This is a genomic window from Allobaculum sp. JKK-2023 (genome assembly GCF_034745455.1).
Lineage (GTDB): Bacteria > Bacillota_I > Bacilli_A > Erysipelotrichales > Erysipelotrichaceae > Allobaculum.
This window is the reverse complement of record NZ_JAYERV010000003.1, coordinates 521,924-539,414: the sequence shown is the minus strand read 5'-3', so window position 1 is coordinate 539,414 and position 17,491 is coordinate 521,924. Positions and strand designations below refer to the sequence as shown.

At 46.3% G+C, this 17,491-nt stretch carries 17 protein-coding genes; 12 read left to right on the top strand and 5 right to left on the bottom strand.

Annotation, left to right across the window (positions count from 1 at the left end):
* Positions 1-23 precede the first annotated feature (23 nt).
* The 5 genes from U4956_RS02210 to U4956_RS02190 all read left to right on the top strand — a co-directional run bounded on the left by U4956_RS02210 (position 24) and on the right by U4956_RS02190 (position 5,708).
* A complete protein-coding gene (locus U4956_RS02210) occupies positions 24-683 on the top strand; it encodes an HAD family hydrolase (protein WP_323088730.1) in 660 nt (219 codons plus the stop codon).
* A complete protein-coding gene (locus U4956_RS02205; RefSeq protein ID WP_323088727.1) occupies positions 655-1,545 on the top strand; it encodes an RluA family pseudouridine synthase in 891 nt (296 codons plus the stop codon). Before U4956_RS02210 ends, U4956_RS02205 begins: the two co-directional genes overlap by 29 nt.
* Positions 1,546-1,822: 277 nt before the next feature.
* The gene (locus tag U4956_RS02200; protein ID WP_323088722.1) at positions 1,823-2,386 is read left to right on the top strand and encodes a hypothetical protein; all 564 of its coding nucleotides are present in this window, start codon (positions 1,823-1,825) and stop codon (positions 2,384-2,386) included.
* Between the two features lie 324 nt (positions 2,387-2,710).
* On the top strand, positions 2,711-4,045 hold the full coding sequence (locus U4956_RS02195) for a patatin-like phospholipase family protein (protein WP_323088719.1): 1,335 nt from the start codon (positions 2,711-2,713) through the stop codon (positions 4,043-4,045).
* Complete coding sequence (locus U4956_RS02190) at positions 4,005-5,708, top strand: patatin-like phospholipase family protein (RefSeq protein ID WP_323088715.1); 1,704 nt, start codon at positions 4,005-4,007, stop codon at positions 5,706-5,708. Before U4956_RS02195 ends, U4956_RS02190 begins: the two co-directional genes overlap by 41 nt.
* A gap of 135 nt (positions 5,709-5,843) precedes the next feature.
* Here the strand turns inward: U4956_RS02190 and U4956_RS02185 are convergent, their stop codons facing one another.
* The 3 genes from U4956_RS02185 to U4956_RS02175 all read right to left on the bottom strand — a co-directional run bounded on the left by U4956_RS02185 (position 5,844) and on the right by U4956_RS02175 (position 8,505).
* The gene (locus U4956_RS02185; protein ID WP_323088713.1) at positions 5,844-6,083 is read right to left on the bottom strand and encodes a hypothetical protein; all 240 of its coding nucleotides are present in this window, start codon (positions 6,081-6,083) and stop codon (positions 5,844-5,846) included.
* Positions 6,084-6,411: 328 nt separating this feature from the next.
* Positions 6,412-7,392, bottom strand: a complete 981-nt coding sequence (bsh, locus tag U4956_RS02180; protein WP_323088712.1) for a choloylglycine hydrolase — start codon at positions 7,390-7,392, stop codon at positions 6,412-6,414.
* A gap of 204 nt (positions 7,393-7,596) precedes the next feature.
* Positions 7,597-8,505, bottom strand: coding sequence for an RluA family pseudouridine synthase (locus U4956_RS02175; RefSeq protein ID WP_323088709.1), 909 nt, complete (start codon positions 8,503-8,505; stop codon positions 7,597-7,599).
* 212 nt (positions 8,506-8,717) lie between these two features.
* On the opposite strand from U4956_RS02175, the gene U4956_RS02170 reads away from it, so the two are divergent.
* Positions 8,718-9,107, top strand: coding sequence for a desulfoferrodoxin family protein (locus tag U4956_RS02170; RefSeq protein WP_323088707.1), 390 nt, complete (start codon positions 8,718-8,720; stop codon positions 9,105-9,107).
* A gap of 206 nt (positions 9,108-9,313) precedes the next feature.
* Here the strand turns inward: U4956_RS02170 and U4956_RS02165 are convergent, their stop codons facing one another.
* Together U4956_RS02165 and U4956_RS02160 are read right to left on the bottom strand one after the other, a co-directional pair.
* On the bottom strand, positions 9,314-9,808 hold the full coding sequence (locus U4956_RS02165) for a GNAT family N-acetyltransferase (protein WP_323088705.1): 495 nt from the start codon (positions 9,806-9,808) through the stop codon (positions 9,314-9,316).
* Positions 9,799-11,301 (bottom strand): amino acid adenylation domain-containing protein, encoded by a 1,503-nt coding sequence (locus U4956_RS02160; RefSeq protein ID WP_323088703.1) that lies wholly within the window; start codon positions 11,299-11,301, stop codon positions 9,799-9,801. Before U4956_RS02160 ends, U4956_RS02165 begins: the two co-directional genes overlap by 10 nt.
* A 399-nt stretch (positions 11,302-11,700) precedes the next feature.
* On the opposite strand from U4956_RS02160, the gene U4956_RS02155 reads away from it, so the two are divergent.
* The 6 genes from U4956_RS02155 to U4956_RS02130 all read left to right on the top strand — a co-directional run bounded on the left by U4956_RS02155 (position 11,701) and on the right by U4956_RS02130 (position 17,011).
* Complete coding sequence (locus U4956_RS02155; RefSeq protein ID WP_323088702.1) at positions 11,701-12,258, top strand: hypothetical protein; 558 nt, start codon at positions 11,701-11,703, stop codon at positions 12,256-12,258.
* A gap of 483 nt (positions 12,259-12,741) precedes the next feature.
* Positions 12,742-13,458, top strand: coding sequence for a hypothetical protein (locus U4956_RS02150; protein ID WP_323088700.1), 717 nt, complete (start codon positions 12,742-12,744; stop codon positions 13,456-13,458).
* 317 nt (positions 13,459-13,775) lie between these two features.
* The gene (locus U4956_RS02145; RefSeq protein ID WP_323088698.1) at positions 13,776-14,036 is read left to right on the top strand and encodes a hypothetical protein; all 261 of its coding nucleotides are present in this window, start codon (positions 13,776-13,778) and stop codon (positions 14,034-14,036) included.
* A 178-nt stretch (positions 14,037-14,214) separates the two neighbouring features.
* Complete coding sequence (locus U4956_RS02140; RefSeq protein ID WP_323088695.1) at positions 14,215-15,270, top strand: ABC transporter substrate-binding protein; 1,056 nt, start codon at positions 14,215-14,217, stop codon at positions 15,268-15,270.
* On the top strand, positions 15,270-16,217 hold the full coding sequence (locus U4956_RS02135; RefSeq protein WP_323088691.1) for an ABC transporter permease: 948 nt from the start codon (positions 15,270-15,272) through the stop codon (positions 16,215-16,217). The genes U4956_RS02140 and U4956_RS02135 overlap by 1 nt, the downstream gene beginning before the upstream one ends.
* Entirely contained in the window at positions 16,217-17,011 is a 795-nt protein-coding gene (locus U4956_RS02130) for an ABC transporter ATP-binding protein (protein WP_323088688.1), read from the top strand. The genes U4956_RS02135 and U4956_RS02130 overlap by 1 nt, the downstream gene beginning before the upstream one ends.
* Positions 17,012-17,491 lie beyond the last annotated feature (480 nt).

Below are 17,491 nucleotides of genomic sequence, written 5' to 3'. Positions count from 1 at the left end.
GTAGAAAGGAAGACCCCTCTCCAATGAAAAAAATCCTGTTTGACTGGAATGGAACTCTGCTCGACGATCTGGACTACACCTTTCAGACCGTCACCAAAGTCCAGCAATCCTATAACATCAAACCCCTGGCGGATGTTGAAGCCTACAAATCCGTCTTTGGCTTTCCGATCAAAGATTACTATGAGCGAGCCGGTTTTGATTTTTCAAAAATTGACTGGGATGAATGCGGGCATCGCTTTATGGATGCCTATGTCAACGGCTTTAACAAAACCCGCCTCAATCCGCAGACCCTGACGGTTTTAAGACAGGCCAAAGAAGCGAATGTGGGCTGTTATGTTCTTTCAGCAACCAAACTGGATCTGCTTAAGGCACAGGTCGAATCTTTTCCTGAACTGAATGGCCTGATTGACGGCGTCTATGGCATCGGAGATATTTTTGCCTCCTCCAAAGCCGGGGCAGCCAGAGAATTTCTTTCCACCTGCCTTTGTTGGGATGAGATTTATATGGTTGGGGATACGGAGCATGATCTGGAATGCGCCAATAAAATCGGGGCCAGATGTATCCTTTATGATGGCGGCCACCAAAGCCGTCAGATCTTAGAAAAGCATCATGCAGCAATTGTTTCTTCCTTACTGGAAGCATGGGAGTGTATCAATGCAGGAAGTCATCATTCAATCCAATGACGCCAATCAGCGTCTGGATAAATTTTTAGGCAAAGCCTATCCAAATCTGAAAAAGTCCGCGATGTATAAAGCCATTCGCAACAAGAAAATCAAAGTAAACCGCAAACGGGCTCAGTTTGACCAGATGCTAAGCGAAGGGGATCAGATTCTGCTCTTTCTGCCGCCTGATCTGCTGGAAAAGGAAGTTCGCAAACTTCAGCCGCTCAAAGATCTTGAGGTTGTCTATGAAGATGACGATCTGCTTGTCATGAATAAACCTGCGGGACTTTTGGCCATGAAAGATCAGGCTAAAGACCAGGATACCCTCAATGACCGGCTGCTTTCCTACCTGGCTGCATCAGGCAGCTATGATCCGGCCAGTGAACAATCGTTTACGCCATCCATAGCTCACCGGCTGGATCGCAATACCTCTGGACTGGTTCTGGCGGCCAAAAATGCTCCGACAGCCCGTAAACTGGCTTCGGCTATCGCTCAGGGACAGGTGGGTAAATATTATCTGGCGATCACCGACAAGAAACCGCAGCAGGGCCGCATTAATCTGTATCTGAAAAAAGAGGGGACAAGAGCTTTAGTCAGCGCAAGACCAATGGAAGGTTATGATCCGGCGCGGATGATTGTCAAAACGATCGGAATCAAGGATGGCCGGTATCTCTCCAAAATTGAACTGCTGACCGGCCGCTTCCATCAGATCCGTGCCAGCTTGGCATTTCTGGGTACGCCGCTTTGTGGGGATGTGAAGTACAAAGGAACCCCGCAAAAGCAGGGCTATGCATTGCAGGCTTATAAAATCGATCTGAAAAATGCCGGATTGAGCAAAGCGGGCATCATCGAATTGCCCAAATCGCGTCAGCTGTCACTTTAGGCGTGTAGTCAGCGGAAATCAGAGGAAATGTTCAACATCAGACAACTCGGACAGATCACCTGAAACGGATCATCCAAAACAGATGGACAAAATCTTTCCAAGAGATCGTCAGATCTTTTTCAGAGTGTCAGATGTGGCCCAATCAAATCCAAATAAGCCGTGAAGATTTCCAAAGTTTTTGTTAAGAAGGGTTTGGAAATTTGTATTGAAATGGCACCATCAAGGCATGATTCGATTGATGACATGCCTTTTTTTGATGGGCTGGATTTTATTTTTGATGAACCACGCCGCTGACCTCCATCAGGATTTCTCAACAGGCGCGGACCGGGAACTTTCATTGACTCCAGGCTGGATTGTGCCGTTTTGGATGATTCCTGCCGGCTGGCTGATTGAAACCCAGATTGCCTCCAGCCAGATTCTGCTGGCGTTATTCTGGTTTGGTCTTGCCATCTTTGTCTGTATGCAGGATCTGAAGACTTTCTACTTCAGCTACAGGTGGCTGTCTGTCTTTGGCCTGGTGATGGTGGCCGGCTTTTTCCAGCCACTGTCTCTGGCCTCAAGACTTGGTGCAATGACTTTTGGAGCGGCGGGGATTGTGGGCTGGCGGCTTGGCAAGATGGGCAGTGCAGATGTGCTGGCACTGCTTGCCATGGGAATGTACCTGGGTTTTGAGCGGATGCTTGCGGCTTTGTTGGTTGCCTGTCTGAGTGCTCTGGGGTATGCTTGGGCGAGCCAGACATCCATGGTTCCATTTTTAAGCTTTCTGGCCTATGGATTTATCCTGGCCATGTTCAAAGGGTATACGCTGATTGAAATTTTCTACTCGCTGGCCCGACTTTGAAGCGGTAAAAAAAGGATCTGGATCTTTCAAAAAATGGATCTTCTTTTTAGATACGTGGCTCAAATGTTTCAGAAAGCAAGGACAGTCTCCAGAAAGAATGAAGCGCACAATGCATCATAGAAAGAGAGTCAGAGCTGCCCTGGACAGATCAGGGCAAAAGACAAAACGCTTTCTGGCGGCTGCCTATAATGGAAATCAATTAGCGCTGAAGAGTGTTCAGTACTGGAAAAAGACAAATAGAAAAGACTGAAAAGATAGACAAGACAGAACCGAAAATGCGTCTTGCCTGCTTTTCGGAACATCGTATAGAAAGGGGAGAGAGGTATGAATGTCTGGTTTGAAAGTTTAAGCCAGAAAAAGACTGGTCTTGCCTTAGGGGGAGGCGGGGCCAGGGGATGTTATGAGATTGGGCTCTGGAAAGCTCTGGAAGAAGCCGGTCTTCGTTTCGGCTGCACGTCGGGTACCTCGATTGGCGCTTTAGTTGGCGCGATGTATGTGCAGCAGACTCTGGCGCCGATGATTCATTTTGTTGAAACGCTCAAGCCAACCAAAATTGCGGAAGACCTGTTTGCATTGCCGGATACGCTTGGCCAATGGGTGGCCAACCGTCAGGAGATTGGCACCTTCTTATCCAAATACATCTTTTCGCGCAGCGGGATGGATATCTCGCCGCTCAGGCAGTCGCTGGATGAGATGTTCGACTACGAAAAATTTGCCGCTTCGCCGATTGACTATGCCTGCATGACCTTCAATATTACGAAAAAAGAACCAGAAGCCTATTTCAAATCGCAGATGAACGCCGAAAATGCCGCCAGCATCATTCTGGCGTCGGCTTCCTGCTATCCAGCTTTTCCGGTGATGAAGATGGAGGATCAGGAATATATCGATGGCGGGTACTGGGACAATGTCCCCATCGACCTGGCTGCCCGCATGGGAGCTGACAAGATCTTGGCTGTGGATGTGCAGGGACCGGGTTTGGTTTTACCGGTGGATCCGAATCTGGATGTCTTTACCATCAAACCCATTCTGCCGTTAGGCAACTTTCTGGATTTTACCTCGACCTCCTGCATGAACAATCTGCAGGCGGGCTATGTGGAAACCCGCAAACTTTTAGGAACGCTGTGCGGGGCTATTTATTCCTTTGAAATGGAGGATGCCAGTGATCTGGCCTTCATGGATGGCTATATCCAATTCATGTTCGTGATCAATCGAATTCAGATCTCGCAGTCAGAAATTGACCGCATTGAAAAATGGGTCTGCCAGACCAGTCCTTCCGATTTATCGAAAGCCGTTTTTGCAGGACGCGAGGAAGGGCTGCTCGTTGAATGTCTGGCCTATCTGGCCGGCCTGGATCCGTATAAAATCTGGGATCTGGTTACTTTTTTAGGCGAGCTTTGCGCAAGACTTGCCAAACTGGAGCAGGAAACTGGCAATATGAGTGCTCTGGCAAAAACCGCCGTCAGACACCGTATTGACAAGACGAGTGCGGTCTGCCTGTTTCACTGGATTCTGACCCGCTCACCAGTTGCGAAAGCCAAAAATGATCTGCAAACTTTTGCGGGACTCTACCCCGGAGAAATCGCACTGGCGTGGACCTGGTATTTTGTGGAGAAAGTATATGGAAGAACGAGATTTAGTACAAAAACCGCTTCAATCTGACAAAACAAAAGGCAGTTATGGTCTGGTTTTAGGCGGCGGTGGTTCAAAGGGCTGCTATCACGTGGGGGCTTTGCAGGCCATGAGTGAAGAAAAAATTGCCTTTGGAGCGATCAGCGGCACATCGATTGGTGCTTTAGTCGGCATTTTCTATACGACCGGCTCGCTGGATCTGTTGACAGATTTTGTCTTCAGTATGCAGCCGGGCAACATCGCCTCCGATTTGCCGATTCTGCCCATGACCCTCAAAGAGAAAGTCAAAGGGACAAGAACGATTCTGAACTTCATCATCCGCTACTTTGATTCCAAAATGGATATCACGCCGCTGCGGACGCATTTTCGGATGATGTTTGATTATGATGCCTTTAAAGATTCACCAATCAAGTATGCCTGTATGAGTTTCAACGATACGAAAAAAGAACCCCGGGCTTTCTTTAAAGGCGAAATTACCGCCGACAATGCCGAAGATATCGTCATGGCTTCGGCTGCCTGCTATCCAGCTTTTCCAAAAGTAATGATTGATGGCGAGGAATATGTCGATGGCATGTATGCGGACAACGTCCCGATTGAACTGCTCAAAACCATTTCTCCGGATGCTTCCAGAATTGTGGTTATCGACTTGCATGATCCGGGTGAAATGGTTCCACCCGCTTTAACCAGCGAAATGTTTTATATTCAGCCTCTGCTTCAGCCGGGAAATCCACTGGACTTTTCAACGGAGCATGCCGAAGCCCTCTACAGCCAGGGCTATCTGGAAACCAAAAAATATCTGGACAAGTATGCCGGCTGTCTGTATACCTTCCCGCTGGAAGATCAGCCTTTGATTGATGTCGTGGAAGACTACATCGGCCGCCAGATCACCCAGATGAAAGTTGTCCTGCCGGATATCAAAGATTTGACCGATCATCTGTATCGTCAGGCACTGGGGTACGTTCCGCCAAAACTGCCTAATTCCCACCAGGAGCATTATTACTTTGGCCGCATGGTCGAAGCGCTCGCCCTGATGGCCAGGATCAATCCGATCGCGCTGCGTGACTATCGCCAGTTTCTCGAAGAGATCAAAGACCGGCTCGATCATTTGAGTGTTATGGACCGAAATCCGGAAGAGTTTTTGCTGGTGAATCTTCTGAGCAATGTTTCCCGTGAAGAAGTTCCGATCCAGATGTACCGGCTGCTCAAAAACAATAACGGCCATTTTCCGGAAAAGATCGAAGGACTCAAAGACCGCTTCCCAACCAGCTATACGCTGGCTGTCATCCGTTATTGCCTGGATCTGCTGCTGGACGCCCTGAATCCTCAAGCAGCCAATGACCAGGAAAATGCACCTGCCCAGACCCTTTCTGAGGCTGAAGCCGATCTTTCAGTCGAAAAGAATGCGAGTCAGCTGCCAGCAAAGGCGGATCAGGTCGATCCCAATAACCTGACCTATGTGGAGGATTCCAGGCTGGATTCAAGCTGCCTGATGACTTGCAAGGACCAGGATTCCATACCAGTCGCAGTCAAACCAGAATCGCCGCTGCCTTCGCTTCCTGAAGAAGATTCCGGCAAAGAAGCGCCGATTGGGGCGGTTTGTATTCTTGAAGAAGCCAAGAGAGAGGATCTGAGGCCAGATTCTTCTTTTGCGGATCCAAACGATCAGTCAAAGCCTGATGGACACGGGATTTAACAGTTGGATAAATCGGGATTGAATGTGCATCGATCATCTGGACGCACTGGCTTTTAGGGAACAGAAATAGGCATAAATAAACAGAAATAAGAGGAAACGGAAAATGCGCGGCCATTTCAATAACCGCGCGTTTTTTTAGTTGCTTTCTTGTGCTGACTGCAGGGATTTGTCCAAAGACATGGCTTGCTCATGAGCGCTTAAAGCAGCGGAATCTTCAATGCTCTCCTGTTGCTTTACAAGGCTTTCCTGGATTTCTTCCGGAGTCCTGGAACTGGTGGAAGATGAAGCGGAAGAAGTACCATTGGAGCTGTTCGAGGAACATGCACTCAAAAACAGGAGTGCTGCAAGCAATGCAGTTGATTGTCTGACTTTCATTTTTCTTTTCCTTTCTGCCTGTCTCTGGAAAGGAAACTATGCTGGAAAATACAGACTTCTTTTAAGTCCTTGGCCAGCCGCTTTGCAGGGACAGAACGTATAGACTGCTGAATTCAATATACCTCAAGTAGAAAAGAAAATGAACTTTGTTTATGAAGTGCTGCTGTGAATTACAAAAATGTAATTAAAAAGCAAAATGATATTTAACAAAAAACGCGAAGATTTTTCCAGATTGTGGAAACATCCAGAATTCAGGATGATCTTCGCGTAGGTTTCAGAATGTTTTGAAAGGGACCAGAGATGGCTGAAGGCCGCTTTGACGCTTCGTTCAGTGAATCCAGCTGACTCCTTGTCTGGCCTGGGATGGGAAGACGATCAGATCGCTTTGGTCAAGATCGAGCGCTTTGGTGTGGAGAGCTTGAATCTGCTGGTTGTTGTAGGTTGTCCAGTAGAAGTCCATGGTATCCAGGTTGAAGCCAGAGGTATAGTTGGTGATCTCATAAAAACCATCTTTTTCTTTATTGGCACCATCGATCTGCTGCACTGTCTGCAGAATGTGGAAGAACTGGGTCAGGGTGGCTTCATCGGTTTCTTCAGCATGCGAGTTGTTGTTCATGAACGCTGCGCGTACAAAGCGAGACATGGAATCCAGACCCCCAGGCAGACCATCCGTACCCATACCTGAACTGTAAACGGGAACGTTCAGTTTTGGAGCAATCCGGTTGACCGGATACTCCGCCGAGAGATTCATGTAATTGGCAAAATTTACCGTCTGAGCGGGGAAGTCCGGTGCATTGGCGAGCGTATTGAGAGGATTGTCATAGACATGCAATCCGGTTGGCGTCTGCTCAAAAACAATGCTGCCATCATGATCTGCAACGATCCAATGTAAAGGAACAGACTTGATCTGCTCATTGAAATCGTCAGCAACCAGGTTGATCTGGCTTAATTCCGCTTTGACTTCGTCGAGGTTTTTGCATGTGCAAAGCAGATAGGGAATGATTTCGAAGGATGTAATGTTTTTCTTTCCTTCTTCGAGCGTTGTACTGTATTGGCCATAACCTGGGAAGTTGAGGCTGGCGGCTGCGACTCCATATTCATTGACTCCATCAAAGAATAATGGATAGCCGTATCCAGTGATGGCCATACCGACGATTGCCGAGTGTTCTTTCATCGGCGGAAGATGGTGATAGTTGAGAACAAAGTTGCGGGGGCAGACAGTGACATTGTTGGCCAGCTGGTACTGAAGATCCAGATTTCGGCCAAAGTAACTGAAAGCACCATTACGATAAAGAATTCCTGTACACATATTGAAGTTTTACCTCCTGATTCAGATTATACTCCAAACAGTCTTTAAAGGATAAAATTTGATTGGCTGATTCATCTGGAAAAAAGAAAAGCCGAATTTTCATTCGGCCAGCCGCATCGTAGTATCGGAGAATACCAGATTGGAATCATGGGTATAAATCAAGTATTAACTGCTTAATATCATTGGTATACAGGAAACTTCAGCTTACCTGGCTTCTTTGGCCAGTTCTGGGTCAAACCATTTAAACCGGGTATCCATATCGAGTTCAATGCCGACTCTTTCATGGGTGAAGGGCTGCAGAAAGCTTAATTTATAGGCCTGCAGCATCAGGCCTTTGTTGTTGCGAACGATCCCGTAAAGCGGATCGTTCATGATTGGATAGCCGATGTTGGCCAGATGCACACGGATCTGATGTTTTCGTCCGGTTGAGATCTCTGCTTTGACCAGGGATTTATCATCAAAGAGTTTCAGACGACTGATGTGGGTATGGGCAGGTTTGCCTTTTTTGAAGACCATCATCTTATCTGCTTCATGACGATTGCGGGAAATCGGGTTGTTGATATCAATTTCTCGGTGATCAACACGACCATCAACAACAGCCAGGTATTCTTTCTTGGCTGTTCCATCTTCAAATTGTTCGTCCAGGAACGCTTTGACTAATGGATGCTTGGAGAACAATACCAGACCACTTGCTTCCTGGTCGATGCGGTTAACGGGCTGGGCAGGGAAGCGGGCGTTGTTGGACTGTAAGTATGCATTGATCCGGGCAGTCAGGTTGTCATCTGTCTGACCATCGCCATGCACGAGCATGAAGGGTTTCTTGTTGGCAACCAGGCACCAGTCATCTTCATAGACGATGGGCACCCCACCGACATAGGAAACAGGGGTTTCCTCATTAAAGTCATACGTATCATCGACCACAACACTGATTTTGTCGGAAGGGTTGATTTCTTCTTCGGGGTTTGTGATGGCATTAGCGCCTTTTAAAATCTGAATGTGTTTTTTCTTTTCCTTGGAAACATTCAGGACATTGAGCACGTCCTGTAAAGTGACAGGCTGGTCTGTTTTGACCTGCAGGTTTCCATTCGAAAGGAGTTGTATTGAAATAGCCATTGGATCCATTCCTTTCATCTAAAGACATTTTAACGCCAAAAAGTCTGAAAGCACCGATTGTAAACCTGCCTTTGCATCCAGCGCTTTCAGGCCGGTTTTTCAGCCGGAATCTGGTCTTTGAATATGCATATGTGAATTAAAAAACCATGTGCGATCCAAAACGAAATTTACTCCCCCTGTGCTACACTCTATGAAAAAGGAGGAAACCTTCAATGAATTTATATAAAGGCGCCAATGGCGAAGTGGTTGAAGTTTTACTGCCAGCAGGCGAAGAAGAAATCACATTAACAATCAATGGAGCTCCAGCTGAAAAACTTGCTGCCGGGACAAGCGATGGTGCAACTGAAAAACACGTTCCTGATGTCAAAGTCGAAGATGGAAAAGTGAAAGTTCAGGTTGGATCCGTTAAACATCCAATGCTCGAAAAACACTGGATCACCAACATCTGGATGGAATACCCAGACGGCACAGTTGAAAAAGCAACTCTGGTTCCTGGTGATGAACCAGTCGCAGTTTTTGATGTGAAAGACAAGCATGGCAAAGCCACTGTCTATGAATACTGCAACCTGCACGGTCTGTGGAAAAACGAATTCGATATCTAATTCGTCTGGAAGAAAAACCCTCAATTCTTCTTACAACTTAATGACAAAATAAAACGGCAGATTTTCTGCCGTTTTTAATTGATCGCGTTTTATTCGATGGATTTGACTGGACTGGAAAACTGTGCGAGTCTTCATGGATCGAAAACACAGTCCATTTGGAACTATCAAATATTAGCTGTTTAATACCATCCGCAGGAATACTGGTTCTATTCGGATTCAGATTGTGTTTCCTGGTAAATCATGTAGTCCTTCAGCTTGATAAAGCCGCATTTTTCATACAGCGATCGCCCAGCCTGTGATGTTTCCAGATAAATTTTGGAAATGTTCCGCTTTTTGCACAAAGCCAGAAACTGTTCAACCATATAGGTGGCGGCATCGTGATGGCGAACGGAAGGCTTCACATAAATATTCATCAGATAGGCACACTGGCCGGTATGGTTGTCGGGACTTGGCATTTCCTGCCACAAACAGATGCCCCCGCAGCCAACAATCGTTGAAGGATCGGTCGCAATGTCGACCAGAAAGAAACAAAGATGGCTTCCATCAGCCAGATGCTTCTGGTAATACTTGCGATTCTGTTCAATCAATACGGGCTCAAGGGCTGGATCAAGCGGGGCAAAGACTTCTTTGAGCACAATCATCCGCCATTTCATGATCAGATCTAATTGATCGAGATGGGCTTTCTGAAGTTTTAACTCCATGGGATTTCTCCGCTTTTGAGAACCTGTGGCAGTTTTTTATGGTCTGGTTTGCCATTGGAAGTCAGCACAATATCACCAAGCCGGACAAAGAATTCCGGAATCATGAACGATGGCAGCTGATGGGCCAGCTCCTTTTTGAGTTCATGCAATCCTTCAAATCGGGGATTGGTGACGATATACGCCACAAGATAGGGCAGTCCTTCTTCATCGAGAAAATGGTCGACCACAGCCAGATTGATGCCAGTGCACTGATTGAGAGCACTTTCGACTTCCTGAATCTCCACCCGCCGGCCATAAATCATGACCTGTGAATCCTTGCGGTTTAAGAAAGCCAGGTTGCCATCGGGCAGCAGTAGTCCGCAATCTCCAGACCGATACCGTCTTGTGCCATCCGGAAGTGTTTCAAATGCATCGTTTTCGTGATCGTGATCTTTGATGTAACCGTTGCTTACACCTTTGCCGCTGATGATCAGTTCGCCGACTTCACCGGCCTTACAGAGTTCGTGCTTGTCGTTATACAGTTCAATCTGTACATCCAGAACCGGCTTGCCAATCGGGAAGGTTCCATCTGCCAGGGCAGTGCCTGGCAGACAATGGAAGTAGGAGGCACAGACCGTGGTTTCACTTGGGCCATACGTGTTATAGATAGCCGCCTGGTCAATCAGATTGGTGACATAGTTTTCACGCAGAACATCCCCGCCGCTGATCAATAAGCGCAGGCTTGCGGGCAGTTTCTTTTCCTGGTTGAACTTTTCCAGAAGATAAGGAAAGCCGGAAACCATGGTGACGCGGTTCTGGTCAACAAACTGAAGCAGGCTTTTCGCATTCTGTTTATCTTTGTCTTCCGGTAAAACCAGCGTGGCGCCATTGAGCAGGGAAGCAAAAACCTCTTCGGTAAAAATATCGAATGAGCAGACGGAATACTGAAGCATACGATCTTCTGCTGTGACATGGAACTCATTCTGGAAAGCGTCGACATAGTGGCAGACATTGGCATTGGTGACTTCAATGCCTTTGGGCAGGCCGGTTGTCCCCGAGGTATAAAGAATATAGGCCGGATTTGAAGGGATGGAAAAGTCTTTGAATTTCGCCAGGTCAAAGCCAGAAGTACAATCCTGTTCTTGTTCCATCAGATCTTCGATAAAAAGAAGCGGAAATACTTCAAGCTGATCGGCATATTTTTTCTGAGTCACAATCAGTGGACAGTCGGCTTCATTCATCATGCGATGAATCCGTCCGACTGGAAAGCTGGGTTCTGCAGGGACATAACAAGAGCCATTCATCAAAATCGCAAACAACGATTCAATCAATTCGGGCTGATGATCAAGCACTACGCCGATCCGGGCATGCTTCGGCAAGATGTTCTGGATTTTCTGGATCCGGGAGGCAAACTCTTTTCGGTTGATGGATTGATTTCGATAGATCAAAGCTGGCGCGTCAGGAGTCTGCTTGACCAGGTGAAGCAGACGCGAAGCAAGAGTATCATTACGCATTTTTATTCATTCCTTTTCAAGTCAGTCTGTTTTACAGTTCCCTTTGTTTTGCCTGCATAAAGAAAAACAGGCGGAGCAGCGGGCTGAATGGATTTAAAACTATCTTTTACGGATGGAAACAAAATCGGAAAAGAAGAGAAAGCTTAAAGGGCTGGATCCAGACAGACGGAAAAAACTGGACAGTTCAACTATGACGCCTGGGTTCATGTTTTTTGAAGATGATGCCCGGCTAACCGAAAAAGGAGTGTCTCCTTATCTTCATCTGTTTTTCTTTATCCAATTCTCTTAACAGGAAGATTTCAAGTCTGTAAGAGACAGGATTAACAGGCAAGTCAATGACGAAAATCCTCAGTTTTTACCATAATAAAGATAGTGCCACTGAAAGAGAGGTATCTGAATATGGAAGAAATTAAACTTGTACAGAATGACACGGAAGTCAAAGCTGACGCTTCTGTTGAAAATAAAGTCGACGAAGTCGAAAAAAGAGCAGAAGCAAAAATGAAAGCTCTTCATGAAAAACTGATGGAGGATCAGAAAAAGGCCGAAGCCCAGGCCAGAGACGAACTGGCTCATCAGAAAGCAGAACTCGAACAAGCTCACAAGGAACTGGAACAGCTAAGAGCAGGTGCTAGAGAAGAGATCAAAAAGGCTGACGACGAAATGGAAAGCCGTTTTGTATCCGACTCGAAAAAAGAAGGCGCCCAGCTTGCAAACGCAGCCAAGGAATTCGATGGCAGACTGAATCAGTTCAACACCCAGTTTGATCAGAAAGCGGAAGATTTCTCCAGAAAAGCCGAAGAACATTTCAACGCGGTCCGTCAGGGGGCAATGAATACCATTGACGATTTTGCGGATGAAATGCAGCAGGATCCAAAGCAGGCTTTGATTGAAGCTGGCAAAATGGCTTTAATGATCATTGGCGCCATTGCTTTGTTAAAAGGCATTTTCAGAAGATAGTTCATACAGTGATAGTTCATACAGTGATAGTTCATACAGTATGGATCAGGAAAATCCATTCCAAATCAGGCAGGCCCGCTGCGGTCTGTCTTTTCCTGTGCCGTCTGTCGATGAGATTAAACAGCTAGTCTTTGATAACCAACTCTAAACAGACCGACTATTCAAAATTGGAGAAGGAAAAATCAAGGAGAGTTTGAAAGGAATGCGCTCTGAAAATTGTACTGGTTGAAAAAAGAAATGAAGTAAAAACGGCAAGTTTGTCTTGAGTGTTTGACCTGAATTCGATCCCTTTGCATAATGGAGTTTGATCAAACAGAAACCAAGAACGAACAATTTCTTCGTTTCTGGTGCCAATCGAACCTGCCAGAACCAAATCCCGCTTCTGATCAAGGCGGCTGTGATCGATTTCTGATTTCATCGTCGGGGTGATGAACAGAGATTTTCAGCTGGAACCTGAAACCTGGACAGGCAGAAAGGATACATATGCCCAATACTTCTGATATCAAAGTCTGGAAAGACATTCTCAATGAACTGAAAAGCAACAGTGAAGCCAATGAAGTGGTGATCACAGAAATCAAAGAAGAAATCTCTTTGCAGGAACAGCGCAATAAACGTGAAGTCATGAAACTCTATGAAAAGGTCAAAGCCCAGTCTGAAGATCTGGAAAAACTTCTGGCCAGCCTGAAAAGTGACGAGCTGTTTGCGCTGCCAAGTGATGAGCAGACGCGCGATTCCTTTATTAAATCCGTTGAAGAAAGACTGGAAAATTCCCGCCAGCTTGTTGACTATGCCCGTAATTTATTAGAAACAACTACAACCAGCACCGATACCATTGAAAAACTGCGCCGCACAAAAAAAGAACCGGCTGTACGTGCTCAGTTTCCAAGACAGGCGCTGCTGGGCAACTGGATTCACTACTTTACAAAAGATATGTTCACCTGCCAGTGCTTCTGGGATGATAATGAATTCAAGGAATATGACTTCCGCGATAATCGACTGGTCGAAGAGCGCAGCGGAAAATTCCGGGTCGAAGATGGCAAGGTGCACATGGATTACGATGAAGGAAAAACTGCAACCTACAGTGTAACCGGCTATTCGGATGACTGCCTGGATTATCTGATCAATAAAACGCCGATCCGTTTTGATTACATGCCGGAAGATCTGCTCAATAATCTGTTAGAAGGCAGTGCAAAAAAATAACTGTTCTTCGTATTCATTGATCAAGATCGGCTGATTGACAGGATTCAGACAGCCAAAGGAAACAGTCAGTCAGAATTTGATGTTCAAGCCAGGTTTCTCCAGATTTTTGCGGGCGTGAATCTGGCTTTTTTGAACTGAAAAAAAGAGAAGAGGATGGCCATGAGGGCAAAAAAGTGGACGAACCCATCCTGGATCTGACAAAAATGATCAAGAAATGGTTTATCCATCTTCTTTTGTTCCGCAAAAAAATCAGGCATACGAATAGGGAAGGCAAAGCCTCGTTGTTATATTAAGAGTACGAAGAGGAGGCCTTACTTATGGCTGATGATTTCAAAAAATTTGAAGACAAAATCCTGAGCGATGAAATCCGTCACGATGAAGATGTAATTGATCGTAAACGCGGCGATCTGAAAGAACACGAACTTGAATTAAGCGAAGACAAATCCAAACTGATGAAGGATCTTCGTAAAGAAGAGATCAAACATGACGAAAAAGTCATTGATCGCAAAGAAAAAGACGCTGCTGATCACGAGGCGAAGCTCAAAGAAAACGAACAGGCCATCACTGGCAAGCACTAAAAGCAATTTTACAGCCGCTGAACCCAGCGGCCTTTTATTTTGCCAGATTTTTTAAAATGACCGGATATTCTGAAAGTTTATGTAAATTCCTTTGAAAAATCTTGAAATTGAAGGATTCAATTTTTAGTCCCTGTCGGAATTGTGTAGAATATGGGCATTATTTCAAAGGAGATTGATTATGAAAAGCTATAAGATGTCCGCTGCTCTGCTGGGTGCAGCGATGCTCTTTGCGGGCTGTTCTTCAAGTTCAGCTTCCACATCCAGCAGTACAACTTCCAGTGCAGCTTCTGCCACGGCGTCAAGCGCGGCAGCCAGCGAAACCAACGGCAGCGAAAGCGATGTAAAGATCGGTATTCTTCAGTACGTAGAACATCCTGCTCTTGATAATGCGACAAAAGGATTTGAAGACTATCTCAAAGACAATGGCTATGCGGATGCATCCATTGATTTCAAATCTGCTCAGGGTGAAGTGGCCAACTGTACTTCTATTGCTCAGAAATTTGTCAATGATAAAGTGAACCTGATCTTTGCGGTGGCAACTCCAGCTGCGCAGGCCGCTGCCAACGAAACCAAAGAGATTCCAATTGTTCTGTCTGCTGTAACGGATCCAGCTGATTCTGGTCTGGTTAAAAGCAACGAAAAACCAGAAGTCAACGTCACTGGTTCTTCTGACCTGAACCCGATCGAAGCACAGTTTGATCTGCTCCAGGAAATCCTGCCGGATGCCAAGACTGTCGGTCTGTTATTCTGCAACGCAGAAAGCAACTCTGTTTTCCAGATTAATCTGGCCAAAGAAGAGTGCGAAAAACGCGGCCTTGAATATGTAGAATCCAGCGTAACTGACTCCAACCAGATTCAGCAGGTTGTTGAATCGCTGAACGGAAAAGTAGACGCGATTTATGTTCCAACGGACAACCTGATGGCTGAATCCATGGCAACTGTTTCCCAGACTGCCAGCCAGTATGGCATTCCATGCATCGTAGGTGAAGAAGGAATGGTTGAAAACGGTGGTCTTGCCACTTATGGTATCGATTACTACAAACTCGGCCAGTTAGCCGGTGCTCAGGCTGTTTCGATTCTCAATGGCGACAGCAAGCCAGAAGATATGGCTATTGAATATCTGGCAACGGACGAATGCACTCTGACCATTAATAAAAAAGCTGCTGAAAAACTGAATATTGAACTGCCGCAGTCTGTACTGGATCGGGCAGTTGAAGTAGAAGAGGAAGACTGATGTCTATCCTCTTTTCTTTGGAAGGGGCCATTGGCCAGGGCATTCTTTGGGGAATCATGGCTCTTGGCGTTTACATTACCTTCCGACTGCTGGATTTCGCCGATCTGACTGTTGATGGATCGTTTGCGACTGGTGGGGCTGTTGCAGCTGTCATGGTCATGGCAGGTGTGAATCCTTACCTGGCTGTGTTAGCAGCCATGCTGACCGGCTTTGCGGCTGGGGCCGTCACCGGCTTTTTCAACACCGTCTGCAAGATTCCTCCAATCCTGGCGGGGATCTTAAGCCAGATTGGACTGTACTCCATCAACCTGATGATTATGGGCCAGTCCAACATTCCAATGTTAAACATGTCCAACATGTTCTCTGATCTTGCCGAGCAAAGCCCGGCTCTTGGCTGGATCACTCCACAGAACCTTTCAGTCATCGGCATTGGCATGCTCTTTGTGATCGCAACGATTGCCTTGCTGTACTGGTTCTTTGGAACTGAACTTGGTTCTGCCATCCGCGCAACGGGCAATAACCAGAACATGGTGCGTGCCAATGGCGTGTCCACCAACTGGACAACCATTGCTGCCTTAATGCTTTCCAATGGCCTGATCGCTCTTTCGGGCGGCCTCGTTGCCCAACAGCAAGGCTATGCGGATGTCAAAATGGGGATCGGTGCCATCGTTATGGCGCTCGCTTCTATTGTTATTGGAGAAACGATCTTTGGACGCAAGGGTGGATTTGCCCGTCGTCTGATCTCAATTGTTGTCGGATCGATTATTTACCGGATTATTGTTTCAATTGTTTTACAGTTAGGTCTTGATCCAAACAACCTGAAACTATTCACCGCTTTGCTTGTAGCAGCTGCCCTGAGTATTCCGGTTGTTCTGGAAAACCGTGCGCAGAAGGCCAACTACAAACGGCTGACCGAAGCGGTTGAAAGTGTGGAGGATAAATTCTAATGCTTGAAATTAAGAACATTTCCAAAACCTTCAACCCCGGTACGGTTACCGAAAAGAAGGCGATTAACAATCTGAATCTCAAAATCAACGATGGTGATTTCATCACTGTGATTGGCGGCAATGGGGCAGGCAAGTCTACGATGCTCAACCTCATCGCGGGTGTGTTCCCGCCTGATGGCGGAAGAATCCTGCTGGATGGCAAAGATATCACTCTGCTGCCGGAACACAAACGCGCTGCTTATATTGGCCGTGTATTCCAGGACCCATTAATGGGAACAGCAGCCGATATGGAAATCGGTGAAAATCTCGCCTTTGCAGCCAGACGCGGCCGACGCCGGACTTTAAAATGGGGAATTGGCAAAGAGGAACAGGAACAGTTCAAAGCCAGCCTGACGACGTTAGGCCTGGGGCTGGAAGAGCGCATGTCCAATAAAGTCGGCCTGCTTTCCGGTGGTCAGCGTCAGGCGCTGACTTTGCTGATGGCTTCCTTGCAAAAACCACAACTGTTGCTGCTGGATGAGCATACCGCTGCTCTTGACCCGTTAACTGCCAAAAAAGTTCTGGATCTGACGGAAGAGATTGTCTCTAAAGATAATCTGACCACGCTGATGATCACCCACAACATGAAAGATGCTATCCGTATTGGCAATCGCCTGATCATGATGAATAACGGCCAGATCATCTTCGATGTTTCCGGGGAAGAAAAAGCCAGACTCACTGTTGAAGATCTCCACCGCAAATTTAAAGAAAATGCCGGTGAAGAATTCGCAGATGACCGGGCTGTCCTTGTCTAGAGAGTCTGGACAGATTCAATTTGAATCCCTCCGGATGCCGCTTCATTCGGATGTCATTTTATCCAGATGTCTTTCCAATTCAATTGTGAAAGGATATTTTAATCAATAAATGAACAGAAATCTGCTGGAGAATCTCTCCGGCATTTTTTTATTGTCTGCATGCCGGCAGGGACTTTGGGCCTCGCGCACAAGAAGGAATAATCACCAGAAGATGGATTTCAGACTGATAAAACAAAAAAAGACGAATGAATTTAGAAATTAAAATTTACGTATATAAAGAAACGGATTTGGAGCCGGCCTAGAGAGTCTTGTCAGAGTGCATTTTGATCAGATTCAGCAGTAGGATAAACATAAAATGAAGTTTAAAAACGTACGCGAATGTTAATAAACATATCTGAACGGTGAATCGGGACTGTTTTATAACGAATCTGGAACACTTGATATACTCATCTAAAATAGATAGAAAATGTGGAGAATATC